General features: G+C 40.4%; 24 protein-coding genes. 15 read left to right on the top strand and 9 right to left on the bottom strand.

Translation table 11 applies throughout. The annotated features are described in order from the left end of the window. Positions 1–32: 32 nt before the first annotated feature. A complete protein-coding gene (locus C6Y06_RS04505; RefSeq protein WP_095285841.1) occupies positions 33–590 on the bottom strand; it encodes a DUF5366 family protein in 558 nt (185 codons plus the stop codon). 185 nt (positions 591–775) lie between these two features. Here C6Y06_RS04505 and malK point away from each other — a divergent pair, with 185 nt between their 5' ends. The 7 genes from malK (at position 776) to C6Y06_RS04470 (ending at position 9761) form a co-directional block, all read left to right on the top strand. Beyond that, positions 776–2377, top strand: coding sequence for a malate sensor histidine kinase MalK (malK, locus tag C6Y06_RS04500; RefSeq protein ID WP_095285840.1), 1602 nt, complete (start codon positions 776–778; stop codon positions 2375–2377). After that, positions 2370–3077, top strand: coding sequence for a response regulator (locus C6Y06_RS04495; RefSeq protein ID WP_034659808.1), 708 nt, complete (start codon positions 2370–2372; stop codon positions 3075–3077). The genes malK and C6Y06_RS04495 overlap by 8 nt, the downstream gene beginning before the upstream one ends. A gap of 394 nt (positions 3078–3471) precedes the next feature. Further along, on the top strand, positions 3472–4554 hold the full coding sequence (locus tag C6Y06_RS04490; protein ID WP_034659810.1) for a BMP family lipoprotein: 1083 nt from the start codon (positions 3472–3474) through the stop codon (positions 4552–4554). Between the two features lie 159 nt (positions 4555–4713). Then, the gene (locus C6Y06_RS04485; protein ID WP_034659811.1) at positions 4714–6249 is read left to right on the top strand and encodes an ABC transporter ATP-binding protein; all 1536 of its coding nucleotides are present in this window, start codon (positions 4714–4716) and stop codon (positions 6247–6249) included. Then, positions 6242–7288, top strand: a complete 1047-nt coding sequence (locus C6Y06_RS04480; protein WP_003212654.1) for an ABC transporter permease — start codon at positions 6242–6244, stop codon at positions 7286–7288. The genes C6Y06_RS04485 and C6Y06_RS04480 overlap by 8 nt, the downstream gene beginning before the upstream one ends. Beyond that, positions 7289–8248, top strand: coding sequence for an ABC transporter permease (locus C6Y06_RS04475; RefSeq protein ID WP_060597207.1), 960 nt, complete (start codon positions 7289–7291; stop codon positions 8246–8248). 175 nt (positions 8249–8423) lie between these two features. Further along, complete coding sequence (locus C6Y06_RS04470) at positions 8424–9761, top strand: 2-hydroxycarboxylate transporter family protein (protein ID WP_003213451.1); 1338 nt, start codon at positions 8424–8426, stop codon at positions 9759–9761. Positions 9762–9833: 72 nt separating this feature from the next. Here C6Y06_RS04470 and C6Y06_RS04465 read toward each other — a convergent pair whose 3' ends face one another. Next, positions 9834–10043, bottom strand: coding sequence for a hypothetical protein (locus tag C6Y06_RS04465; RefSeq protein WP_012011099.1), 210 nt, complete (start codon positions 10041–10043; stop codon positions 9834–9836). 219 nt (positions 10044–10262) lie between these two features. Here C6Y06_RS04465 and C6Y06_RS04460 point away from each other — a divergent pair, with 219 nt between their 5' ends. From C6Y06_RS04460 to mnhG, 7 genes are read left to right on the top strand one after another with little or no spacing between them, the layout of a single operon-like run. Next, positions 10263–12668 carry a Na+/H+ antiporter subunit A gene (locus C6Y06_RS04460; protein ID WP_106036553.1) on the top strand — a complete coding sequence of 802 codons (2406 nt, stop codon included), beginning with the start codon at positions 10263–10265 and terminating at the stop codon, positions 12666–12668. Continuing rightward, a complete protein-coding gene (locus C6Y06_RS04455; RefSeq protein WP_034317176.1) occupies positions 12665–13096 on the top strand; it encodes a Na(+)/H(+) antiporter subunit B in 432 nt (143 codons plus the stop codon). Before C6Y06_RS04460 ends, C6Y06_RS04455 begins: the two co-directional genes overlap by 4 nt. After that, the gene (locus C6Y06_RS04450; protein WP_003213576.1) at positions 13096–13437 is read left to right on the top strand and encodes a Na(+)/H(+) antiporter subunit C; all 342 of its coding nucleotides are present in this window, start codon (positions 13096–13098) and stop codon (positions 13435–13437) included. The genes C6Y06_RS04455 and C6Y06_RS04450 overlap by 1 nt, the downstream gene beginning before the upstream one ends. Then, positions 13430–14908, top strand: coding sequence for a Na+/H+ antiporter subunit D (locus C6Y06_RS04445; RefSeq protein WP_034659818.1), 1479 nt, complete (start codon positions 13430–13432; stop codon positions 14906–14908). The genes C6Y06_RS04450 and C6Y06_RS04445 overlap by 8 nt, the downstream gene beginning before the upstream one ends. Positions 14909–14914: 6 nt before the next feature. Next, a complete protein-coding gene (locus C6Y06_RS04440) occupies positions 14915–15394 on the top strand; it encodes a Na+/H+ antiporter subunit E (protein WP_034659819.1) in 480 nt (159 codons plus the stop codon). Next, the gene (locus C6Y06_RS04435) at positions 15394–15675 is read left to right on the top strand and encodes a Na(+)/H(+) antiporter subunit F1 (RefSeq protein ID WP_008345849.1); all 282 of its coding nucleotides are present in this window, start codon (positions 15394–15396) and stop codon (positions 15673–15675) included. The genes C6Y06_RS04440 and C6Y06_RS04435 overlap by 1 nt, the downstream gene beginning before the upstream one ends. Beyond that, positions 15659–16033, top strand: a complete 375-nt coding sequence (gene mnhG, locus C6Y06_RS04430) for a monovalent cation/H(+) antiporter subunit G (RefSeq protein WP_003213369.1) — start codon at positions 15659–15661, stop codon at positions 16031–16033. Before C6Y06_RS04435 ends, mnhG begins: the two co-directional genes overlap by 17 nt. 106 nt (positions 16034–16139) lie before the next feature. Here mnhG and C6Y06_RS04425 read toward each other — a convergent pair whose 3' ends face one another. The 6 genes from C6Y06_RS04425 to degQ form a co-directional block, all read right to left on the bottom strand. After that, a complete protein-coding gene (locus C6Y06_RS04425) occupies positions 16140–16529 on the bottom strand; it encodes a hotdog fold thioesterase (RefSeq protein WP_034659822.1) in 390 nt (129 codons plus the stop codon). A 23-nt stretch (positions 16530–16552) separates the two neighbouring features. After that, entirely contained in the window at positions 16553–17194 is a 642-nt protein-coding gene (comA, locus tag C6Y06_RS04420; protein ID WP_058013793.1) for a two-component system response regulator ComA, read from the bottom strand. 80 nt (positions 17195–17274) lie between these two features. Next, positions 17275–19587, bottom strand: coding sequence for an ATP-binding protein (locus C6Y06_RS04415; RefSeq protein WP_034659826.1), 2313 nt, complete (start codon positions 19585–19587; stop codon positions 17275–17277). Between the two features lie 53 nt (positions 19588–19640). Continuing rightward, the gene (locus C6Y06_RS04410; protein WP_080869541.1) at positions 19641–19811 is read right to left on the bottom strand and encodes a competence pheromone ComX; all 171 of its coding nucleotides are present in this window, start codon (positions 19809–19811) and stop codon (positions 19641–19643) included. Next, positions 19808–20722: a polyprenyl synthetase family protein gene (locus tag C6Y06_RS04405; protein ID WP_034659828.1), complete on the bottom strand. Its 915-nt coding sequence runs from the start codon at positions 20720–20722 to the stop codon at positions 19808–19810. Before C6Y06_RS04405 ends, C6Y06_RS04410 begins: the two co-directional genes overlap by 4 nt. A gap of 151 nt (positions 20723–20873) precedes the next feature. After that, a complete protein-coding gene (gene degQ, locus C6Y06_RS04400) occupies positions 20874–21014 on the bottom strand; it encodes a degradation enzyme regulation protein DegQ (RefSeq protein WP_003213123.1) in 141 nt (46 codons plus the stop codon). Positions 21015–21519: 505 nt separating this feature from the next. Between degQ and C6Y06_RS04395 the strand changes: the two genes are divergently transcribed. Next, entirely contained in the window at positions 21520–21873 is a 354-nt protein-coding gene (locus C6Y06_RS04395) for a YuzC family spore coat inner layer protein (protein WP_095285836.1), read from the top strand. A 33-nt stretch (positions 21874–21906) separates the two neighbouring features. Here the strand turns inward: C6Y06_RS04395 and C6Y06_RS04390 are convergent, their stop codons facing one another. Then, positions 21907–23133 (bottom strand): EAL and HDOD domain-containing protein, encoded by a 1227-nt coding sequence (locus C6Y06_RS04390; RefSeq protein WP_106036552.1) that lies wholly within the window; start codon positions 23131–23133, stop codon positions 21907–21909. Positions 23134–23176: the final 43 nt, after the last annotated feature.

The following is a 23176-nucleotide window of genomic DNA, read 5'->3' as shown; positions in this document are numbered from 1 at the left end:
CTCCGATGGTGGAGGATGCTTTCTTTGTCTGTTTAAGAAGGCAGACTCGCCATAACACTGTTATAAAGCTTAATAAATAAGTACAAAATGCCGATTAAAAACGTTGCCCAAAACAGAAGAATAAAAATCATAAATCCAATTAAATTCAGCATGGAAAGCGATTGATAAATGCGAACCACAACCCAGATAAAATAGACAAGACTTGCTAAAACAAACAGTCCGACAAGCAGAATCAGCTGCTGCGTCAACAGAAATGCAAGCAAGCTGGCAAATAAATAAACAACGGATGCAATCCGAATTTTCTTTAAGTTCTCCCCTTCAGGATCTTTCGCGAAAAAGAGTAGTGCCAGCTCTAACACCGTATCTGCAATCAGTTTCAAGGCAGATAAAATCATAAAATAAACAAGTGCAAAAGCAGCAAAAAGAGCAAGCCTGATGCCCTGTTCCGAGAAAAATTCCAGCATTCCTTTTAAAATACCTGCTTGAGTCAAGAAATCAGTCGTGATACCTACTGTGAAAATCGAAAAAGCAGAGCTGAATAGTAAAATCGAAATCAGCGGAAAATATCCAGTCAAATATGTATTTTTCATAAATAGATCCTTTCTCATAAGCTCACATTTATTATGGCTCACTTAAAACGGATTGACAAGATGCTTTCAAAGTAAACTGGCAGCAAAATCAAATTTGTGATTTTGCACGTACATTCCTTCACAAACTTACATTTTCCCGTTAAAGTATTACTATTACGAAAAAATCGTGCGTTAGGGGTATACTCGTGAAAAAAACATTAAGACTGCAAACACGGCTGACGATTTTTGTTTGTATCGTTGTCCTGATCTCCCTTTGTATCACATTCTTTACGATCTGGTCGGAAACAGCTAAGAACATTCATCAGCAGGAACGTGACATCGCCCTCTCCACTGCCAAAATGGTCGCAGAGGCTCCGATCACAGCGAAATCATTAGAAGAAAATCGATCATATTCAGCATTGCGTCAATATACAACAAGTGTTCAGCGAATCACCAAAACCGAATTCGTTGTCGTGATGGATATGAACGGTATTCGAAAAACCCATCCAAATCCGCAGAAGATCGGGAAGCGGTTTGCTGGCGGTGATGAAAAACCAGCATTACAGGGTAAAGAACATATTAGTACGGCTTCTGGAACACTTGGCAGATCCATGCGTGCTTTTGTTCCTGTTTATGATCAAGATGGAAAGCAGCTCGGGGCTGTGGCAGTAGGGATTACGTTAAAGGAAATTGACTTGATTATTCATCAAAGCTTACTTCCGCTCTACTTCGTCATATCGCTCAGTCTTCTTTCTGGTATCATCGGAGCACTCATTGTGGCACGAAAAGTGAAGAAGATTATGTTTGGACTAGAGCCAGATGAGATCGCCACACTATTAAAAGAACGAAGCGCCATGCTAGAATCAACAAAAGAAGGGATTCTTGCCGTCGATCAGCACGGTAAAATCAAGCTAGCCAATGCTGAAGCCAAACGGCTCTTTCATAATATGGGCATTATGGTTGACCCTAGAGAACAAGATGTTCAGGCTCTCCTCCCTTCAAGCGGTTTAAAGCAAGTCATTGAAACACGCAAGCCGCTGCTTGACCGCGACGTGAGAATGAACGGACTGGAGCTTGTCTTTAACGAGGTCCCGATTACGGTAAAAGGCGAGATTGTCGGGGCAATCGCCACCTTCCGTGACAAAACAGAAGTCAAACACTTGGCTGAGCAGCTGAGCGGGGTCAAAATGTATGCAAATGCCCTCCGTGCCCAGTCACATGAATTTATGAACAAGCTTCATGTCATTTTAGGATTGGTTCAGCTCAAAAACTACGATGACCTTGGCACCTATATCAAAGATATTGCGATATATCAGCAAACGGAAACAAATGAAATCATCAACCATGTGAAAAACTCTGTTTTAGCAGGATTTTTACTAGGAAAACAAAGCTACATCAGGGAACAAGGCGCGACCTTAGAAGTCATATGCAGCACACAAGTCCCAAATTCAGAGGACCCAGCAGTGACGCATGATCTCATTACCGTGATTGGCAACCTGTTAAATAACGCACTCGATGCTGTTTCTCATACTGAGACGAAAAACATCTCAATCTCATTCCGATACGTCCAGGAGCAGCTTCATATTGAGATTACGGACACAGGTGTTGGTCTCACAAAAGATGAACAAGACATCATGTTTGATCAAGGCTTTTCAACTAAAGGAGAAGACAGAGGATTCGGTCTCTACTTTGTTGACCAAAGCATCAAAAAATTGAACGGACACCTGATTGTCACGAGTGAAAAAGGAGAAGGAACGACCTTTAGTCTCCGCATTCCGTATAAACAAAAGGAGGATTCACATGATTAATGTGTTAATAGTAGAAGATGACCCAATGGTTGGGGAGCTGAACAAACGCTACCTGACCCAAATCGACGGCTTTGAATTAAAAGGGATTGCCACCTCTTTTCAGCAGGCACTGGACATCTTAAAAACAGAAGCCATTCACCTTGTACTGCTCGATATTTATATGCCTGGACAAAATGGACTGGTCCTATTATCAGAAATACGCAAGCAAAATCATTCTGTTGATGTCATTGTCATTTCAGCTGCCAATGAAGTCGACGTGATCCAGCAAACGATGCGAAACGGGGCCGTTGATTATTTAATCAAGCCATTTGAGTTTGAACGTTTCCAATCAGCGCTCTCAGAGTATAAACGTAAACACGCCTTGTACCAAACGATGAACAGCATCTCGCAAAATGATTTAGATGCGAAGCTCTTTCATAAAAAAGCAGAGACAGAAAAAGTCCTTCTGCCAAAAGGCCTGACCAAAAGCACACTCAAACTCATCTGGACAAGTATTCAATCATTCGGTCATCAAGCTTTCACGACCGAAGACCTAGCGAATCATACAGAAATCTCTCAAGTCTCCATTAGAAAATACTTGAAATTCCTTGAGGACATCGAAGTAGTTGATGTCGAAATGGCATACGGGACAATTGGACGTCCTGTTTTCCAATATAAACTCAGTACAACAAATATGAATTTGATTCAGCAATATCTATAATTTGACACATCTGACCTTTTACAGAGGCCAGATGTTTTTTTATGGCACACGATGTCACAAACCCCTTGATATCAGCGGTTCCACTGTAGTAGAGCACATCACAAAAGCGGCATTATATCATATTTCAGCAGATAAAAAGACATCGAATTTAGCCTTTTAACATTTTTTTAAAAATAAAACAAATTTCTATTTATTTATTCGATTGGAAATGATAAATTATGATTGATTAGTTCAACGAGATATAAGTCTGATGTCTTACATCTTCTCTCCTTCCCTCCATAAGTTTCAGGAGAAAGCAGGATAAAATACCCTATTCAGAAGGGTGAGAAGAGGTAGAACGGTCTTTTTTCGCGAGACTTTTCTGAAACTTTTAAATTTTATAGGGGGTTATGTTTTGAAGAAGCGCAAAATTGGACTAGCATTGTCCTTAGTCGTAGCAGCAGGAACCATCCTTGGAGCATGCGGCAACTCTGGCTCAAACAGCGGTGAAAGCAAAAAAGATAAAGATCAATTCACTGTTGCAATGGTAACTGATGTCGGTGGTGTCGATGACAAATCGTTTAACCAATCAGCTTGGGAAGGTTTACAAGCTTTTGGGAAAGACAACAATTTAAAAAAAGGTAAAAACGGCTTTGATTACTTACAATCTAAATCAGACGCTGACTATACAACGAACTTAAACACACTTGCTCGTGAGAAATTCGACCTGATTTATGGAATTGGTTTCTTAATGCAAGATTCTATTAGTGAAATCGCAGATCAACGTAAAAATAATCACTTTGGTATTGTTGATGCAGTTGTGAAAAAAGACAACGTAGCCAGCATTATGTTTAACGAAAATGAAGGATCATTCCTTGTAGGTGTTGCGGCTGCTCTTTCTACAAAATCGAACAAAATCGGTTTTGTTGGCGGCGTTGACTCTGAATTAATCAGAAAATTCGAAGTTGGATTCCGCGCAGGCGTTGAAGCAGCTAACCCGAAAGCAAAAGTGGAAGTGAAATATGCTGGTGCATTCGATAAAGCAGACATCGGTAAAGCAACAGCTGAAAGCATGTACAAATCTGGCGTCGACATCATTTATCACGCAGCTGGCGGTACTGGAACTGGTGTCTTCACAGAAGCAAAAAACCTGAAAAAAGCTGATCCTAACCGTAAAGTTTGGGTTATTGGTGTAGATAAAGACCAGTATGACGAAGGAAAAGTACCTGGAACAAAACAAAGTGTCACTCTTACTTCTATGATTAAGAAAGTAGACACAGCGGTACAAGACTTAACGACGAAAGCAAAAGAAGGTAAATTCCCTGGCGGCGAAGTGATCACATACGGTCTGAAAGAAGGCGCTGTTGACATTTCTCCATCTCAGGACAACCTTGACAAAGATGTATTGAAGAAAGTAGAAGAATGGAAACAAAAAATCATCAAGGGTGAAGTCAAAATCCCTGCAACACGTGATGAACTAAAAGATTTTAAAGCTTAATTTGAGCATCGGGATAAGCGCGCCTTATCCCCTTGCCTCTCCTTTACCTCCTCTTTATTCGTAAAAGGTGGTAAAAGAAAAGCTGCAGCCTCGTTTTGCAGCTTTTCTTTTGCTAGTTTTTATCTTCATCAGCACCCTAAAAAAGGAGCGGTTAAACCTGTGGATTATGTCATTGAAATGTTGAATATACGCAAAGAATTCCCTGGCATTGTAGCAAACGACAACATTACGCTGCAGCTGAAAAAGGGCGAAATTCATGCGCTGCTTGGTGAAAACGGCGCTGGAAAATCAACGCTTATGAACGTGCTTTTCGGTCTTTACCAGCCTGAAAAAGGTGAAATCAAGGTTCACGGAAAACCTGTAACCATTTCTAGCCCAAATGATGCAAGTGATTTAGGCATCGGTATGGTGCATCAACACTTTATGCTTGTCGATACATTCACCGTCGCTGAAAACATCATCTTAGGAAAAGAGCCTAAGAAGTTTGGAAAGATCGACAAAGAACAAGCCATACAGCAAGTACAAGAGCTTTCTGACCGCTATGGTTTAAAAATAGACCCTGCCGCAAAAGTATCTGACATCTCTGTCGGCATGCAGCAGCGTGCAGAAATCTTAAAAACACTTTACCGCGGCGCTGACATTTTGATCTTCGACGAACCAACAGCCGTCTTAACACCTCAAGAAATCAAAGAACTCATACAAATTATGAAAAACTTAATCAATGAAGGCAAATCCATTATTTTAATTACCCATAAGCTGAAAGAAATTATGGATGCCTGTCACCGTGTGACCATTATCCGAAAAGGCCAAGGCATTCGTACACTTGATGTGGAAAGCACAAATAAAGATGAACTTGCGAGCCTCATGGTCGGTCGTGAAGTTTCATTTAAAACAGACAAAAAAGACGCCTCCCCTGCTGAGGAAGTGCTTCAAATTCAAGACCTTACGGTAAAAGACGCGCGAGGAATTGAGGCAGTCAAACATCTCAACCTCTCAGTGAAGGCTGGCGAAATTGTCGGAATTGCTGGAGTAGATGGCAATGGTCAATCTGAATTAATTGAAGCCATTACTGGTCTAAAAAAATCAGAGTCTGGCACGATCATGCTAAACGGGAAAGCCATTCAAAACCTTCCGCCTCGGAAGGTGACCGAATCTGGAATTGGACATATTCCTCAAGACCGTCATAAACACGGACTGGTGCTTGATTTTTCAATTGGAGAAAATATTTCCTTACAAACGTATTATCAGCGCCCATACTCAAAATTTGGCTTGATGAATATGAAAAATATTTACCAAAAAGCAAAACGAATCATTGCGGAGTATGACGTAAGAACACCGAGTGAATATACAGAGGCACGCGCCCTGTCAGGCGGGAACCAGCAAAAAGCCATTATTGGCCGAGAAGTTGACCGCAATCCTGATTTATTAATTGCCGCTCAGCCGACACGAGGACTTGATGTTGGTGCAATTGAATTTGTTCATAAGCGTCTGATTGAGCAAAGGGACTCAGGGAAAGCCGTCCTGCTCATCTCCTTTGAGCTTGATGAAATTATCAATGTCAGTGATAAGATCGCTGTTATTTTCGAAGGCAGCATTATTGCCATCGTTGATCCAAAAGAAACAACAGAGCAAGAGCTTGGTCTATTAATGGCTGGAAGTACGCAACAGGAAGTGGGGAACGAAGCAAATGTCTAATCGCTTAACAAATCTGCTAATTCCGCTTATAGCCATTGTACTTGGTCTTTTTGTTGGGGCCATTATTATGCTGGCAAGCGGTTATAGTGTCATCGAAGGCTATGGCGCCCTTTGGAATGGCGTCTTCGGTGAAACCTATTATATGGGAGAAACCATCAGACAAGTTACACCTTACATTTTATCAGGACTTGCTGTTGCTTTTGCATTTCGGACTGGTCTCTTTAATATCGGTGTAGAAGGTCAAATGCTGATTGGCTGGGTAGCTGCTGTATGGATCGGTACAACTGTCCATGCACCTATGTATATCCATCTGCCGCTTGCCCTCATCACCGCAGCTGCTGCTGGTGCATTATGGGGCTTTATTCCTGGGTTTTTAAAGGCTCGTTTTTATGTTCATGAAGTGATTGTCACGATCATGATGAACTACATTGCCCTTCATGTTACAAATTATCTGATCTCAAATGTCTTAACAAATAATAAAGATAAAACAGAAAAAATCGATGCCACTGCCTCGCTTCGCTCTGGTTTTTTTGAACAAATCACCGATTTCTCCCGGATGCATAATGGTATTTTTGTTGCCATTATTGCTGCGGTCGTGATGTGGGTCATTATTCAAAAAACCTCTAAAGGCTTTGAATTGCGGGCTGTTGGAATGAACCAGCAGGCCTCCCATTATGCCGGTATGAACGTTCGCCGCAATATCATTTATGCGATGCTCATTTCAGGTGCTTTTGCAGGTCTTGCAGGCGCAATGGAAGGTCTTGGTACATTTGAATATGCTTCAATTAAAGGCTCTTTTACCGGTGTAGGTTTTGATGGAATCGCCGTCGCTTTATTAGGTGGAAATACTGCTGTTGGTGTTGTTCTTGCTGCGCTGCTGCTTGGTGGATTGAAGGTCGGTGCTTTAAATATGCCGCTTGAATCTGGCGTACCGACTGAGGTCGTTGATATTGTCATAGCGATCATTATTCTTTTCGTCGCCTCAAGCTATATTATCCGTCTTGTGATGAACCAAATGAAGAAAAAGGGGGGAAAATAAGTGGGATTTCTGCAAATTCTTGAAATCATCGTCCCAGCAACACTTGTCTATGCTGCACCACTTATTTTAACCGCTCTTGGAGGCGTCTTTTCAGAAAGATCAGGTGTTGTGAATATCGGTCTTGAAGGTTTGATGGTCGTCGGAGCATTTTCTAGTATTATCTTTAACTTATTTTATGCTGATACGTTTGGGGCCTTGACCCCGTGGCTTGGGCTCCTCGTCGGTATGGCAATTGGCGGATTGTTCTCTTTGATTCATGCAGTTGCGACCATTACATTCCGGGCTGATCAAACGGTCAGTGGTGTTGCTATTAACATGCTGGCACTTGGCGCTACACTGTTTGTCGTGAAACTCATTTACGGGAAAGCACAAACAGATAAAATTACAGAGCCTTTCTATAAAGGTGATATTCCCCTTTTAAGTGACATTCCGATAATTGGCGATATATTCTTTAAAGATGTTTATTATACGTCCATACTGGCATTAGCGCTTGCGGTTGTTGCTTGGTTTGTTTTATTTAAAATGCCGTTTGGTCTTCGTCTTCGTGCAGTCGGAGAACATCCAATGGCTGCTGATACAATGGGAATCAAAGTGTACCGGATGCGCTATATCGGCGTCTTTATTAGTGGACTGTTTGGTGGTCTTGGCGGAGCTGTTTATGCGTCGACCATCGCACTTGATTTCTCACATGCTACCATTACTGGACAAGGCTTCATCGCACTAGCTGCGCTTGTCTTCGGTAAATGGCACCCATTCGGCGCAATGGGCGCTGCTTTATTCTTTGGATTTGCTCAAAGTTTAAGCATCATTGGCTCTCTCCTGCCGCTATTCCAAGATATACCGAACGTGTATATGCTTATTGCACCATATGTGCTTACCATCCTAGCACTCACTGGCTTCATCGGCCGGGCAGATGCACCGAAAGCACTTGGGACCCCTTATTTAAAAGGAAAACGATAAATACGATGTATGATCAATCCTCTGAAGGACAAACTACCTTCAGGGGATTTTTGTATGATAAAAACATAAAAACTCCTGTTTATTTTACTTTTATTATACTTAATTTAGTTTAATAAATAGATGAGTGTCACAGAATCTTCTACAATTGAGTCAAATAGCATTTGGGGGTGTTTATGTGGCTAATACACAACAATTGAAATCGATTACAGACGATTCTGACAATAATAAAAGCGTTTTCCGTAAGATCATGTCTTGGAAAATTGGTGTTATTGACTTACCTGTGTATTTAGTACTTGCAGCGATTATTTTAACTGCCGCTTATTTTAATAAAATTCCAGCAAATATGCTTGGTGGTTTCGCTGTTATTATGATTTTGGGGATTTTCCTTGGAGATATAGGACAACGTATTCCGATCTTAAAAGATATTGGTGGACCGGCGATTCTTTCTTTATTCGTACCATCGTTCCTGGTCTTTTTTCATGTTCTGAATCCGAACTCGTTGGAAGCGGTTACGTCTCTTATGAAAACGTCAAACTTCCTTTACTTCTATATTTCTGCTCTTGTAGTAGGTAGTATTCTTGGGATGCAGCGAACTGTTTTAGTACAAGGCCTTATTCGTATGTTTGTTCCTCTTGTTGCAGGTACAATTGCAGCTGTGACTGCTGGAATTCTTGTTGGTCTTTTAGTTGGTTACACACCGCATCATTCGTTCTTCTTTATTATTGTTCCGATTATTGCCGGTGGTGTTGGTGAAGGAATTTTGCCATTATCTATTGCTTATTCACAAATTCTTGGTGTATCAGCAGAGTCATTAATTTCTCAATTAATTCCTGCTGCCGTCATTGGGAACGTCATTGCCATTATCTGTGCTGGCGCAATGAAGAAGCTTGGTGAAAAACGTCCTGAACTAAACGGGAATGGCCGTCTTGTAAAATCAAAAGAGGCAAATGAAATTTTTGAACAGCCTGATATGGATCCAAAAGTTGATTTCGGGTTAATGGGTGCTGGTGTACTCGTTGCTTGTACAACGTTCATTTTTGGTGGTTTGTTAGAAAGCTTTGTTCATATTCCAGGTCCAATCTTAATGATTGTTCTTGCCGCTTTAATCAAATACTTAAACGTGATGCCTCAGCATCTGCAAGATGGCTCACAGCAGTTCTACAAGTTTGTATCAAGAAGCTTTACATGGCCGCTTATGGTCGGTCTAGGGATTCTATACATTCCACTTGATGATGTTGCAACAGTGATTTCTATTCCATTTGTTTGTGTATGTATCGCTGTCGTTCTTGGAATGGTTGGTTCAGGTTACTTCGTTGGGAAATTGATGAACATGTACCCAGTAGAATCTGCGATTGTGACAGGCTGTCACAGCGGACTTGGCGGTACTGGTGACGTTGCGATCCTTTCAGCTTCTGGAAGAATGGGTCTGATGCCTTTCGCACAAGTATCTACACGTCTTGGCGGAGCAGCAACTGTGATCTGCGCAACAATCTTACTTAGAATGTTTACTTAATCAAACAATAAAAAGCATGGGCTCTATTACGGGCACATGCTTTTTTTATATTTCTTTTCTCCTATAAGGGTTTTATTCTTCGGCAGAGACCACGCGTATATATTCTCTTGGCTGGAATGGATATTGTCTTGCCTCTTGATAGGTCATATAGAGAAGATGTTCTGAAAACAACGGCCATTCACTTTCCGCCTGCCACCTTTTTTGATCATTTCGTTCTATGAAGAATGCTCCTCCTAAAATCGTGCAGAATATGCTTAAGCTGATGCCCGCTTTTAGTTTCATGTAATCAGCTCCTTTAAGAAAAGCATGTACGAAATACAAAACAATATACAATGAGTTTCATTTTTGATAAAATATTTTTTGTGGTCAAAAGAACTCAAAACAAATACAGTTTACTGTAAATCAGTTCAAACCAATGCACTATGTCTGTATTTACGCTATAATTTTATTTACCAGTTCTTTAGAACGTGAATTTATATTGATTGAAGGAGGTTTATTTTCTTGCAGCTTATTCACTTCGCCATCCTATCGCCTTTTTTGCTTGCGTTTGTTGTGCCTTTTCTTTTTAAATACGTAAAGCGTATACATACAGGGTGGTTTGTTCTTATCTTGCCTATTCTATTATTTAGCTATTTTGTCCAGATGATTACGATGACATCAAATGGACGAACGTTATTTTCACAGGTCGAATGGATTCCTTCTCTAGGAATGAATTTCACTGTGTATGTAGACGGTCTTAGTTTGTTATTTGCGCTATTGATTACAGGTATTGGCGCACTTGTCGTCTTGTACAGTATTTTCTACTTATCAAAAGAAAAAGAACAGCTTGGCTCTTTCTATACGTATTTGTTAATGTTTATGACCGCTATGCTCGGTGTCGTTCTATCTGACAACATGGTGGTTCTTTACTTGTTTTGGGAGCTGACGAGTATTTCTTCCTTCCTCTTAATTGGGTATTGGTATAAGCGGGAACGCTCTAGATATGGAGCAACCAAATCACTGCTGATTACCGTTTTTGGCGGATTAGCTATGCTCGGTGGTTTTATCCTCCTCTATTTGATTACTGATTCATTTAGTATTCGTGAAGCAGTCAATCAGCTTCAGCTCATTATGGCATCACCTTACTTTATCCCTGCCATGATTCTGATCTTACTTGGTGCCTTTACGAAATCAGCGCAGTTCCCATTTTATATCTGGCTGCCTGATGCAATGGAAGCACCTACCCCTGTGAGCAGTTATCTGCATTCTGCTACGATGGTGAAAGCTGGTATTTATCTTGTTGCCCGCTTCAGTCCAATCTTTGCTATTTCAGAGGTGTGGTTTTGGACCATATCCATCGTTGGACTTGTGACATTATTTTGGGGATCATTCCACGCCGTTCGTCAAAACGATTTAAAAGCCATTCTTGCCTTTTCTACCGTTAGTCAGCTCGGGATGATTATGCTTATGCTGGGTGTAGGAGCAGCTGCAATCCATGAAAACAACTCCGCCTTTTTCGGCGCGGCCGTTCTCGCTGCGATCTTCCATTTAATTAATCATGCCACGTTTAAAGGCAGTCTCTTTATGGCGGCTGGTATCATTGATCACGAAACAGGCACTCGTGACATTCGGAAATTAGGCGGTTTAATGACCATCATGCCGATTACCTTTACGATTACGTTAATCGGTACATTCTCAATGGCTGGACTCCCGCCATTTAACGGCTTCTTAAGTAAAGAGCTGTTTTTCACAAGTATGCTGCGCATTTCTGAGTTCAGCTTTACTGACATTTCAACATGGGGCGCTATTTTCCCAGCGATTGCTTGGCTCGCTAGTGTCTTTACGTTCATTTACAGTATGATGCTTCTCTTTAAAACATTTAGAGGCAATCTTCAGTTAGATCAATTAGAAAAAAAGCCGCATGAAGCACCGATTGGTATGCTCATCCCGCCAATTATCCTTGCTGCACTTGTGGTCACCTTTTTCTTCTTCCCAAATATTCTAGCTTATTCTGTCATTGAACCTGCGATTGCAGCCATTATTCCCGATGCGATTGATCCAGGAAAACGGTTTGTTGTCAAAATTGAAGCATGGCACGGCTTTCAGCCAGAGCTTTATATGACAATAGGTGTTGTAGCTTTAGGGATTATCGGATATTTGACGTTGTCGAAATGGCGTCCAATGTACAACATATTTAAGGAGAAATGGTCATTTAACTCCTTATATGACCGTTCACTGATCGGCTTAGAAAAAGGCTCCTATCGCCTGACGAACAGTTATATGACCGGTTTCCTTCGTGATTACCTTGTCTATGTGTTTGGGTTCATGATTATCGTGCTTGGGAGTGTCATGTTTTATCAGAATGCCTTCTCATTTAATATGGAGCATGCTGCTCCAATCGGCACGTACGAGGTCATTCTGTCATTAGTGATGATAGCAGCAACCCTCACGACTGTGTTTGCTCGTTCTCGCTTAACAGCCATTATCGGGCTAGGTGTCATGGGGTATACGCTGTCACTATTTTTTGTTATTTTCAGGGCACCTGACCTTGCCCTCACCCAGTTAATTATTGAAACAATTTCTGTGGCACTGTTTTTACTTTGCTTCTATCACTTGCCAAAGCTGAGCATGAAGCAAAAAACAAGGAAATTTAAAATGACCAATCTCATTATTTCAGTAGGTGTTGGTGTCATTGTGACATGCCTTGCTTTCGCTTCAACAAGCAATCAGTCACTTGATACGATTGCGTCTTACTTTATTGAAAACAGCTACAAGCTTGCAGGCGGAGACAACATTGTCAATGTCATCCTTGTTGATTTTAGGGGCTTTGATACACTCTTTGAAATTACCGTACTTGCCATTGCGGCACTCGGTATTTATGGATTATTAAAGGCACAAGGAAAACGGAAGAGAGGCGTGCGGCGATGAGGAAGATTGATACGAATGATATGCTCTTACAAGTCACAACAAAAATCACAGCATTCATCATCCTGCTTTTTTCCCTTCACTTATTTCTTGCGGGACATAACAATCCTGGCGGGGGGTTCATTGGCGGCCTGATGAGTGCTGGGGCTGTCGTTCTTCTGCTTTTAGCCTATGATCTGAAAACAGTGAGACGTATTCTGCCCTTTAACTTTATTTATGTTGCAGCGACCGGGCTGCTCGTCGCGATCCTGACGGGTATGGGATCATTTCTATTCGGTGCACCTTTTCTATCCCATGCATTTGATTATTTCCAACTGCCGTTTTTAGGGAAAACAGAACTGGCGACAGCCGTACTGTTTGATATCGGTGTGTATTTGGTTGTTGTCGGTGTCACCATGACCATTATTCAAACGATTGGAGAGAAGGAATAATGGAATTTCTAATGTCTATTATCGTCGGTATAATTTTTATGGCGGCGACCTATTTAATGCTTTCAAAAAGCCTTCTGCGGGTCATCGTCGGTACTGCTGTTTTGAGTCACGGCGTCCATTTGCTTCTTTTAACAATGGGCGGCTTAAAAAAAGGAGCTCCTCCTATTTTAAAAGAGGGGCTCACATCCTATGTAGATCCATTACCACAAGCATTAATTTTAACAGCCATTGTCATTGCTTTTGGTGTGACATCCTTTTTACTTGTCATGGCCTTCCGTGCCTTCCAAGAGCTGCGAACAGATGACATGGATCAAATGAGAGGAAATGATCAGCATGAATAATCTCGTGATCCTGCCTATTTTAATTCCATTATTAGCTGCTACACTATTGATCTTTATGAATAAGAACATCATGCTGTCAAGAGGCTTTAGTGTGTTTGCTTCGCTCTCAGCCATTGTCTGTAATGTGTATTTAGTCCAAACCATTTTTACAAATGGGATTCAAACCCTCTATTTAGGAGGCTGGAAAGCACCATTTGGGATTGCCCTTGTGGCCGATCAGTTTGCTGCGCTCCTTGTGCTGACCGCTTCCGTCGTTGGGCTAGTGACAGTTCTTTTCTCCTTTCAAACGATTGGGAAGGAAAAGGAGCGGCTGTTCTATTACTCTGGCGTGCAGTTTTTGTTAGCTGGCGTAAGTGGGGCCTTTTTAACAGGCGATATTTTCAACCTGTTTGTATTTTTTGAGTTACTGCTAATGGCGTCTTACATGCTCATTGTGTTAGGCGGTTCAAAGCCTCAGCTTCGTGAATCACTCAAATACATTGTGTTTAACATCATCTCATCGGCTTTATTTATCGTCGGTGTCGCTTGTTTATATGCAGTCACTGGTACACTGAATATGGCTGATTTAAGTGTGAAGATCGCTGAATCAGGGCAAACAGGATTAATCACTGTCATTTCCATTCTGTTCCTCATTGTATTTGGCTTAAAAGCTGGGATCTTCCCGCTTTATTTCTGGCTGCCAGGATCATATCATGCACCGCCAGCGGCTATTTCTGCTCTATTTGGCGCACTGCTGACAAAGGTTGGTTTATATGCGATTGCCAGAGTCTTTACGTTAATTTTTATACATGATACAGGGTTTACACATACACTCATGGCTTGGTTTGCCGCTCTAACAGTGATATTCGGTGTGATTGGCTCTATTGCTTATTCTGATGTGCAAAAGATCGTGATCTATAACATTGTCACAGCCGTGGGGGTCATTTTGTTTGGGATTGCTGCCAATACACCTGCCTCACTCCAAGGGGCCATTTATTATCTCATTCATGACATGGTGATTAAAGGCGCTTTATTTATGCTGGCAGGTGCACTCTTCGTGTACGCTGGCACAAACCACTTGAAAAAGATGGGCGGGCTGATTCAATCTCAGCCTTTACTAGGGTGGATGTTTTTCATTTCGGCTTTATCACTGGCAGGAATTCCGCCGCTGAGTGGCTTTGTTGGAAAGCTAAAGATTGTAGAAGGTGGTTTTTCTGCTGGACACATGACCTTTTCTATCCTTGTCTTACTGTCCAGCCTTCTTGTCCTTTATTCGATTATGAGAATCTTCATGCTCGCATTTTGGGGCGAGGAACAAGATATGCGAAGAAGGAAACCGTCGATTAAAGGAATGGTGTACCCTGGCGTACTGCTTGTGATCTTGTCGCTTGCCATTGGGTTAGGGACAGAGTTCATTGCCCCTTATATCAATCAAGCAGCGGAAATGCTATCAACACCAGAAAAATATATTCAAGCTGTGCTGAAGGAGTAGATAAACATGGCCTTTCAAATATTACTAAACGCTCTCCTCGCCTTTACATGGATGTTTATGAATGATACTTACAGAGCCGCAGACTTTGTATCAGGCTTTGTACTAGGGATGGTCGCCATTTTTATGTTTCGGCGATTTTTCCCGCAGCGTTTTTACGGCTATGCCCTTTTTGCGATTTTCAAGCTCGTATTGATTTTTATTCGGGAGCTGCTTCTTGCCAATTTAAGTGTATTAAAGACCGTATTATCTCCAAAGCTCACAATTAAGCCCGGTATTTTCGCCTTTCGTACGGACTTGAAAACGGATTGGGAAATCACCATACTGGCTAACATGATTACATTGACACCAGGTACACTCGTCATTGATATTTCTGATGATCGTTCAATTTTGTACATTCATGCGATGGATATTGAAGATGCAGAAAAAGCCATTCACGATATCCGGGTTTCATTTGAAAAAGCGATTCAGGAGGTGAGTGGTAAGTAATGGAGCTCATATTACAAATGTCACTTGGCATTCTTGCACTGTCCACCCTTCTTTTTGTTATACGGGTTATCAAAGGTCCCTCTATTCCTGATCGTGTAAGTGCACTTGATGCGATAGGAATCAATTTAATTGGGATGACAGCCATCGTTTCCATTTTGCTGAAAACGACAACGTTCTTTGAAATTATTTTACTGCTCGGTATCCTTGCCTTTATCGGCACTGTCGCTTTTTCCAAATTCCTTGAGAAAGGGGAAGTGATTGAAAATGATCGTCATCGCTAAAGCTATTGTCATTTTCTTTATCCTGCTTGGCGCCATCCTTTGTCTCATTTCAGCCATTGGCGTTCTTCGCCTGCCAGATGTTTATACACGAATGCATGCTGCATCAAAAGCATCGACACTTGGTGTTGTCCTCATATTAGTTGGGGTATTCTTTCACGAATGGTTTCTTGCAGGCATTATTTCTGCGAAGATTCTACTTGGGATTGTCTTTATCTTTTTAACAGCTCCGGTCGGCGCACACTTGATCGGAAGAGCCGCCTACAATACTGGAGTCAAGATGGACAAACGAAGTGTACAAGATGATTATGGTGGTTTTCGTAACTTCGTGATTAAACGAAAAGAAGACTCGTACTTATAAACCGAAAGAAGGACCTCACATGTGAGGTCCTTCTTTTATTTCTATAAAAAAACATTTTATGGATCAATCCAACCTAAAAAAAGCTTCCGCTGCACCGGGAGCTTTTTTATATGCGATCAATGACAGCAAGTGTGCATCTTGACGTACAGATGTGCCGGTCCCGATCATCTTTAATATCAATTTGAAATACCATTGTACGGCGCCCTACATGTACAGGAACAGCCGTCGCTGTCACTACTCCATCACGTACAGATTTTAAATGATTGGCATTGATTTCAATCCCTGAGCAAACTTGCTGAGTTAAGTCTAAATGAGCTGCAGCCCCCATGCTTGCCACTGTTTCTGCTAGAGCAGCAGATGCTCCTCCGTGCAGCAGTCCAAATGGCTGTTTTGTTCTGTGATCGACTGGCATTGTCGCCACGCATCGTGACTTATTACACTCTACAATCTCAATCCCAAGTGCCTCAAGCAGTGTATTTGATCCACTCACTTCCATCAGGGTTCTCTCCCTTCACACGTTTACAGCACACTTTCAGATTTTGCAATTAACACCGCTTCGGTTCGAGAGCCAACATTCAGCTTATTAAAGATGGACGTCAAGCTGTATTCAATCGAGCGTTTGCTCAAATGAAGCACATCGGCAATCTCTTGGTTCGTGTATCCTTTTTCCACTTCTCTGAGGATCAAACACTCTCGCTCTGTTAACAGCTCATGATCGGTCTGCTGCGCCTGTTCTGGCTTTTCTTGCTGCTGTGAAATTAATTTCTTTAAATAGGATAGCTGAATGACAACTTCTCCTTGCAATGTGCGGTGTATGTATTCAATAATTTTGTCTTTTGTCTCTGTTTTACTAATTGCACCGTGCAATCCAGCCCGAATGGCCTCTTCAAAATAATCATCTACTTCATACCCTGTATAAATGATAATTTTCACTTGCTGGTTGGTTTCTAGAATTTGTTTCGCAATGTCCATTCCATTGATATCCCCGAGATTTAAATCCATCAAAATCACATCATAGATGGAAAAGTCATGCGTCTTTAAAAAGGCGGCTTCTGCATCAGGACTTAAACAATCGACTGATAGCTGCTGATCTGATTCTAATATGCTTTTTGTCCCTTCCATGACAGCCGGATGATCATCAATGACCAATATCTTCTTCATGTCTTCCTCCCTTTAAATCACTCACTTCCATTTTATATAAAAGACTTGGCAGATGCCAAGTCTTATTCCTTAATAAATCGTTACAATTCCATTTCAATTTTCACCTTCAGTCCTTTTTCTGGGGCTGTGTGAATGTGAAGCTTCCCATTTAACGCCTTGACTCGTTCTCTGATTCCCGAGAGGCCCATGCTCATGGTGTGCTGATCAAGATGGCTTGCATCAAAACCGACTCCATCATCCTCGTAGTGAAGAACAACCTGATCTTTAATACAAATCAGCATCACTAACACTTGAGTGGCTTGGGAGTGCTTCAGGGCATTGGATAACAGCTCCTGAACAATTCGGTAAATATTCAGCTGTGAATCAATATCAATGTCCAGTTCTTTATCAAAGCGTGTTGTATTCAGCCGGATATGAAACGGTGCTTCCTCCTGAATTTGAGAAGTCAGCTTCGACATCGCCTTGACTAAACCTAAATCGTACAGCAGCTGCGGCCGAAGTTCATGACATGTTTCTCTCGTGGTTTGAATCACCTTAGACATTTGTTCATTCCATGAGATAAGCGATTGTTCAATAGACGTTGGGCATTGATCGTTTTGGAAATTCGTTAAAAACATCTCTGACTGTCTTTTCAGTGATATCAAATCCTGCAGCACGGAATCATGAAGATCCCTTGCTAAATCGGAGCGCTGTTTTTCTTCCATCGCAAACATGACTTTTTTCAGCCAAGCAGGATTCGCTTCACGCTGCTTCAAATCTTCAAGATGCTCCATCAATTCTTCGATCTTGACGACATTTTCTAAACTGACACTTGTATAAAAAGCCAATGTTTTCAGCCAAGAAATCTCATCACGCGTCAATTTCGGTGTCTGTAAATTGGATAAACAGCAAATCATAAACGAGTGACCGCCCCGCTCGCCAATTTTCATCATAAACCCTTTATCAAGCTCAATGATTTTCCCGACTTCCCCTAAAATATCCTGAAATTGATCCACATACTCTTTCCATAGATTGCTATCACCTGAAGATTCATCAATCTCTTCAATCTGTCCATCTGGCTTCACTTCAAGCACAAAGGCTTTATTAACAACAAGCACTTCTAAAATGGTGTATTTCAAATGATACAGCACTTGATGAAGTGATGACGCCTCACGAATAAGCTGCGTAAATTTAAACACGCTGTCCTGGTAATTATGCTTCTCTGAAAAACGCTTCAGACGAAAACGGAAATCTAGAATTTCTTTGAAATAGAAAACAGCCAGCATGAGCGCGTAGGTGATTAATGCGAGCTTCAGCGTGTACTTCAAATCTTCTGGTTTTTGCAGAATATAAAACGTGACAACAACAAAAATGGTCGGTGTGATGGCTAGAAAGCCATAGTATTTCAGTCTACTAATCAAAAAATCCATATTGTAAAGCTTGTTTGTCATGAATTGATACACGAGTGAAAAAGGAATGAGCAAGACAAAAGAAGTTAAGAAAAAGGGATCTACCACATAAATACGAAATAAAACATATGGAATTGCAAATAAAAATATAAATGGACAAAAGGCTATGATATTAATCATGACAAAAAACTTTAAAACAGATCCCTGCTCTGTCTCTTTATATTTCCGCATTCCATTGATAATCACTTTGAATGACATGATAATAGAAGCGAAAAAGAATAAAAGATTTAAACTTGGCATGTATCTTGCTATCGCTGAATCTATTGGAACTGCTAGCTCTATCACCAGATTAATTAGTGGAAGACTGTATAAAATACGTATCATATTTTTAGTCGTTATACGCAGGTCAAATTCTTTGAAATATTGATAAATGAAATGAATATAAAAGATAAATACACTTGATAAACAAAATGTGATCACATAATGGCTAAATCTATCACCAATACCTGAAGTACCTGCACTAAGATATCCGATACAAATCGTTAATAAAAATAAAACTAAAAGAAATGCTGATTTTCGTTGGACCTCTTTGTTAATTCTAATGATAAAGAAGATACAAAATAAACAAATTGAATACAGGACGAGAGGAATTAAATAGACAAATAAACTTTCTTGACCAATCAATGTCTTATTTTTAAGGGTGATCATTTGGTTGCCTCTTTGAATATCAATTCTTTGCACATTCCTAAGCTCACCATTGATCAAATGATCTTTGTTGTTAGCAGGTTCCCCATTGATTTTAAGTATAATATCTCCTTCTTCTAATCCTGATGTGTAGGCTAAAGAAAGATATTCAACTTTGACAACTTCTGCTTGACCGTTCTTGTTCTCCGCTACATGTGCTCCATTAAAAATATCAAATACATAAATATATGAAACATAGATCACAAATAAAAAAGACAGAAAAACCAAAAAAGCAGATAGTTTCGTATAAGTTATCTTCATGTATAAAACATCCTTAACTGGAGAACTTTTAAATCATTTTTAAATGAATAGTATCATTTATAGTACCATATATAATCTGCAGACATTTGCCCTTTTTTAATGCCCTGAATGATTGCTTTCATGGTTTGCTCATCTGTGTGAATTAAACTTGCATTCCCTAAGTCCAATTCATTCACAACACTAGGATTATTCATTAAATATGCAATAACATTTTGAATGTTCAATCATTGCCCTCCTTTGTCATAAATGCATACAATTGTTCCTTATTTGTTTTAGGTAAATCAAGTTGTTCAATCCCTTGCCTCATTTTTAACAGCATAATCTCTCTCATTGATACCATGTACTGAGTCAAACCAGCTTCAAGTAATTTCTGCTTCAGCTGAAATGACTTTTGTTCTGACTCATCTAAACGACCGGAAAAGAACGTAAGAAGCTCTTGACTGGCATCGTTAAAACCTCTTTGTAAATAGCTAAATGCCAGCGTTTGTTTTTTTAGAAAATCTCCGTTTGTTTTCGAAAATAACGCAAAAAAATCGTTACTGATCTGTTCAGCAACACCATAACATATTGAATATGATTCCACAGTTGAGTTGATTTTTCTCGTCGCTAAATAAACACCCAGTACACTAGAAAGAGCTGTTAATGATCCTGATTTTTTCCTTAACACCTCTACACACTCTTCTTCTGTTTCATGCATATGACGCAAATCCTCATGTTGTCCTTCCATTGACCATTTGATGAGTTGGAACAGTTTCTCAATTAGTTGAGAATCATTTTCACCTATTGATATGATGAATTGGGTACTCAGCGTATACAAATACGTAGAAGCATTGATGGCCACTCCTTGGTCGACGTTCATCCAAGGATACGAATCATTGTCCTGATCTTCAATATCATCTAATATATCGGCTGATAAGATGAGAAGTTCAATCCCTGCTGACAATTGTGTAATCGCTTGCTTGTCTTGTCCGCCAAATGCCTCATAATGCTTGTAAGCCAATTGCCCAAAGGGAAATTCATTCTTTCTATCTGTAAATTCTAGAAGCAGTTGTTGTAAATCCTTCTGCCTGACTGCATGTTGAATAAAATCAGACATATTCTGCTTGATTTTTGTATTCTCTAGATAGTTTAGCATACTCGCTCTTGTACCTCACCCTTCCGCCTTTTATTTTACTAAAAAGACATGAGCAAATGTCCACTGACATCACTATTTAACAATTATATAATAATATATCCTTTTTTTGTATGTATTTGGATAAAAAAAAGACTTGATGATTATCAAGTCTTTAAGAAATTTTCACATATTCATATTTGTCGTATTGATCAATGCTTTTGTTAATGTTATGAAGAGAAGCCGTTGTTTCTCTAATTTCGTTTTCAAGTTTCCATAATAATTGTTTAAGTTCTTCGATTTCATACTTTTCCATCGATTCCACTCTCCTTTTTTGGAAGATCAATGTATTTGTGTATGGTGATTGGGTCATAAGTATTTGATCTGCTACTAACAGTGTAAATGTAATTGAGTATTTTTTCACCGAAAAGTATGCACAAAATGTGTGCGTGATACCGCAAAATTCAATAGGTCTTTTTTCATCATTTTCTGACTTTTCAAATCATACTTTTATCTCAATTTCAAAGGAACTGCGTCATTTTTGCGACAAGAATAGGCATCATTCGTCACACTTTTCTCACATCAGAACGTATGATCCCTTCCATATCCTCGGTTTTGCGTGTTATAGGTCAGACGACAGACCCTATTGTGGACACCGCAATTTTTTGGCGACATTCACCGAAATTGACCGCAAAAGTACCTATTTTTATGTTGGATTTATAAAGATAGAAAGATCATTTTGATTCTTTATTCTGATTTTCTACATACATTTAAAACAGATATCCGTCCAATTTCACGTCAATGAGAGAAGAGGTGACCATATGTTTTACTATGTTCCTTATCCTGCTTTGCAGGTCCCCGCAATGAGCCATGCATCCCCGCGCACACCTATGACTTTTCCTCCAGTAGATGCCCACTCGTTTCAACGAGCCGCAAAAGAATCAGCCCGACTTGTTGCTGATGCTTCACTCATTACACAGCAGATTTCCAGCTCGCTTTCATTTGCACAGCGCATCATGGAGGCTGCTGAGCGCTCTGATTCGACAAGTGTCATCCGAATGCTGAAGCAAATCGGTGTGAAAAGTGGCATTGACATCCGCTTTAGTCCAGAAGGCATTCGTATCTACTTGTCTCTCGCCTCTAGCAGACTTTTTCTTCTTTTACAGTGGGCATAACAAAAAAAGCCGCTCTGACGTGAGCGGCTTTTCTTAAGATTCAAACATTTTATGACACCATTCAATGGCTTCTATATAACAGCCGTAGGCTTCTTGCTTCGGGAGTTCCCCATTTAACATCTCATCATCCCATTCATTTCGTTCAATCCGTTTGGCTACATCTAGCACAAATGAATAATCATTTTCATAGCCAAGCAGTGCCTCGCCAACTTCATCAGAAAGCGGCAGCTCTTTCACAAGTTCTGTAATATCTGCCCTGACAAGCGTATCAATGAGAGAAAACATACCTGTCAGCATATAAGAGGCTGGGTGCTCTCGTTCAGTACGACTCGCAATCAGTTCACACGTTTTCGCCCGAATGAATGACATTTTGATAATTTCTTTTTGGCTTGAGTTGGCTTGGACATTCAGTTCTTTAAATGAAAGAATAAAGATCCAGCGCCGAATTTCATTAAACCCAAGCAGGATAATCGCCTGCCGGATACTTTTGATTTGATAAAGACGTCTCATGCCGCCTGAATTCAGCATTTTTAATAATTGATATGACAGCGAAAGGTCACTTTCAATAAAATGGGTCACGACCTGGATATTCGGCTGTTCCTTGCTCAGCTCATTTAAGAGCTGGTGGTACGCATGGAAGCTGGTCGATAATGCTCGTCCTGATATGACACGAGGCTCGCTAAAGAAATACCCTTGAAACAAATGGAAGCCGGCTTCTAGCGCTTCTTCATACTCTCTTCGCGTTTCCACCTTTTCTGCAAGGAAGCGAAGTCGATATTTTTTATACGTATGTAGAATATTTCTTCGTTCTTCCGATGTGGTCTTCAGAAAGTCAATTTTTAAAATATCAATGCAATAGAGGAGTTCGTCAAGCAACTTGTCACTAAAATGTGTTCCGCTTAGAAAAAAATCATCAAGTGCAATCGTATATCCCCATTTTTTTAACTGCTTACATCTCATAATAAGTGCCGGGGTAATCGGTACATTTTCTAATATCTCGATCACAAGCTGATGCGGATCAAAATAGGTGAGCAGATCAGACGAAAGTAAGCTTTCGGTGAAATTAATGTAGCATCGTTTGCCCTCTGTCAATGTTTCGATACCGATATTTAAAAAGCTATTTATAATGAGGTCCGTTGTCGCTTGGTCACCGTCTTCAGCGCTATATGTATTGGTTTCACTATCTCTATAAAGCAGCTCATATGATACGACTTGTTCTTTTCTGTTAAAAATAGGCTGTCTCGCAACAAACACCCTCAACTGCTCCAATCCTCCTTTATGCAATGACAAACAAGATGTGCTT

Origin of the sequence: Bacillus sp. MZGC1 (genome assembly GCF_002998605.1) — a bacterium.
GTDB lineage: Bacteria > Bacillota > Bacilli > Bacillales > Bacillaceae > Bacillus.
Note: the sequence above shows the minus strand (reverse complement) of the source record. Positions and strands in the feature narration are given on the sequence as shown.

What these genes read in the sequence shown, in the direction of transcription:
- C6Y06_RS04395 (WP_095285836.1), top strand. Translation starts at nt 21,520, where the DNA reads ATGTTTTACTATGTTCCTTATCCTGCTTTGCAGGTCCCCGCAATGAGC.
- comA (WP_058013793.1), bottom strand. Translation starts at nt 17,194, where the DNA reads ATGAAGAAGATATTGGTCATTGATGATCATCCGGCTGTCATGGAAGGG.
- C6Y06_RS04480 (WP_003212654.1), top strand. Translation starts at nt 6,242, where the DNA reads ATGTCTAATCGCTTAACAAATCTGCTAATTCCGCTTATAGCCATTGTA.
- C6Y06_RS04405 (WP_034659828.1), bottom strand. Translation starts at nt 20,722, where the DNA reads ATGCTAAACTATCTAGAGAATACAAAAATCAAGCAGAATATGTCTGAT.
- C6Y06_RS04455 (WP_034317176.1), top strand. Translation starts at nt 12,665, where the DNA reads ATGAGGAAGATTGATACGAATGATATGCTCTTACAAGTCACAACAAAA.
- C6Y06_RS04495 (WP_034659808.1), top strand. Translation starts at nt 2,370, where the DNA reads ATGATTAATGTGTTAATAGTAGAAGATGACCCAATGGTTGGGGAGCTG.
- degQ (WP_003213123.1), bottom strand. Translation starts at nt 21,014, where the DNA reads ATGGAAAAGTATGAAATCGAAGAACTTAAACAATTATTATGGAAACTT.
- C6Y06_RS04445 (WP_034659818.1), top strand. Translation starts at nt 13,430, where the DNA reads ATGAATAATCTCGTGATCCTGCCTATTTTAATTCCATTATTAGCTGCT.
- C6Y06_RS04505 (WP_095285841.1), bottom strand. Translation starts at nt 590, where the DNA reads ATGAAAAATACATATTTGACTGGATATTTTCCGCTGATTTCGATTTTA.
- C6Y06_RS04415 (WP_034659826.1), bottom strand. Translation starts at nt 19,587, where the DNA reads ATGAAGATAACTTATACGAAACTATCTGCTTTTTTGGTTTTTCTGTCT.
- C6Y06_RS04440 (WP_034659819.1), top strand. Translation starts at nt 14,915, where the DNA reads ATGGCCTTTCAAATATTACTAAACGCTCTCCTCGCCTTTACATGGATG.
- mnhG (WP_003213369.1), top strand. Translation starts at nt 15,659, where the DNA reads ATGATCGTCATCGCTAAAGCTATTGTCATTTTCTTTATCCTGCTTGGC.
- C6Y06_RS04435 (WP_008345849.1), top strand. Translation starts at nt 15,394, where the DNA reads ATGGAGCTCATATTACAAATGTCACTTGGCATTCTTGCACTGTCCACC.
- C6Y06_RS04450 (WP_003213576.1), top strand. Translation starts at nt 13,096, where the DNA reads ATGGAATTTCTAATGTCTATTATCGTCGGTATAATTTTTATGGCGGCG.
- C6Y06_RS04425 (WP_034659822.1), bottom strand. Translation starts at nt 16,529, where the DNA reads ATGGAAGTGAGTGGATCAAATACACTGCTTGAGGCACTTGGGATTGAG.
- C6Y06_RS04465 (WP_012011099.1), bottom strand. Translation starts at nt 10,043, where the DNA reads ATGAAACTAAAAGCGGGCATCAGCTTAAGCATATTCTGCACGATTTTA.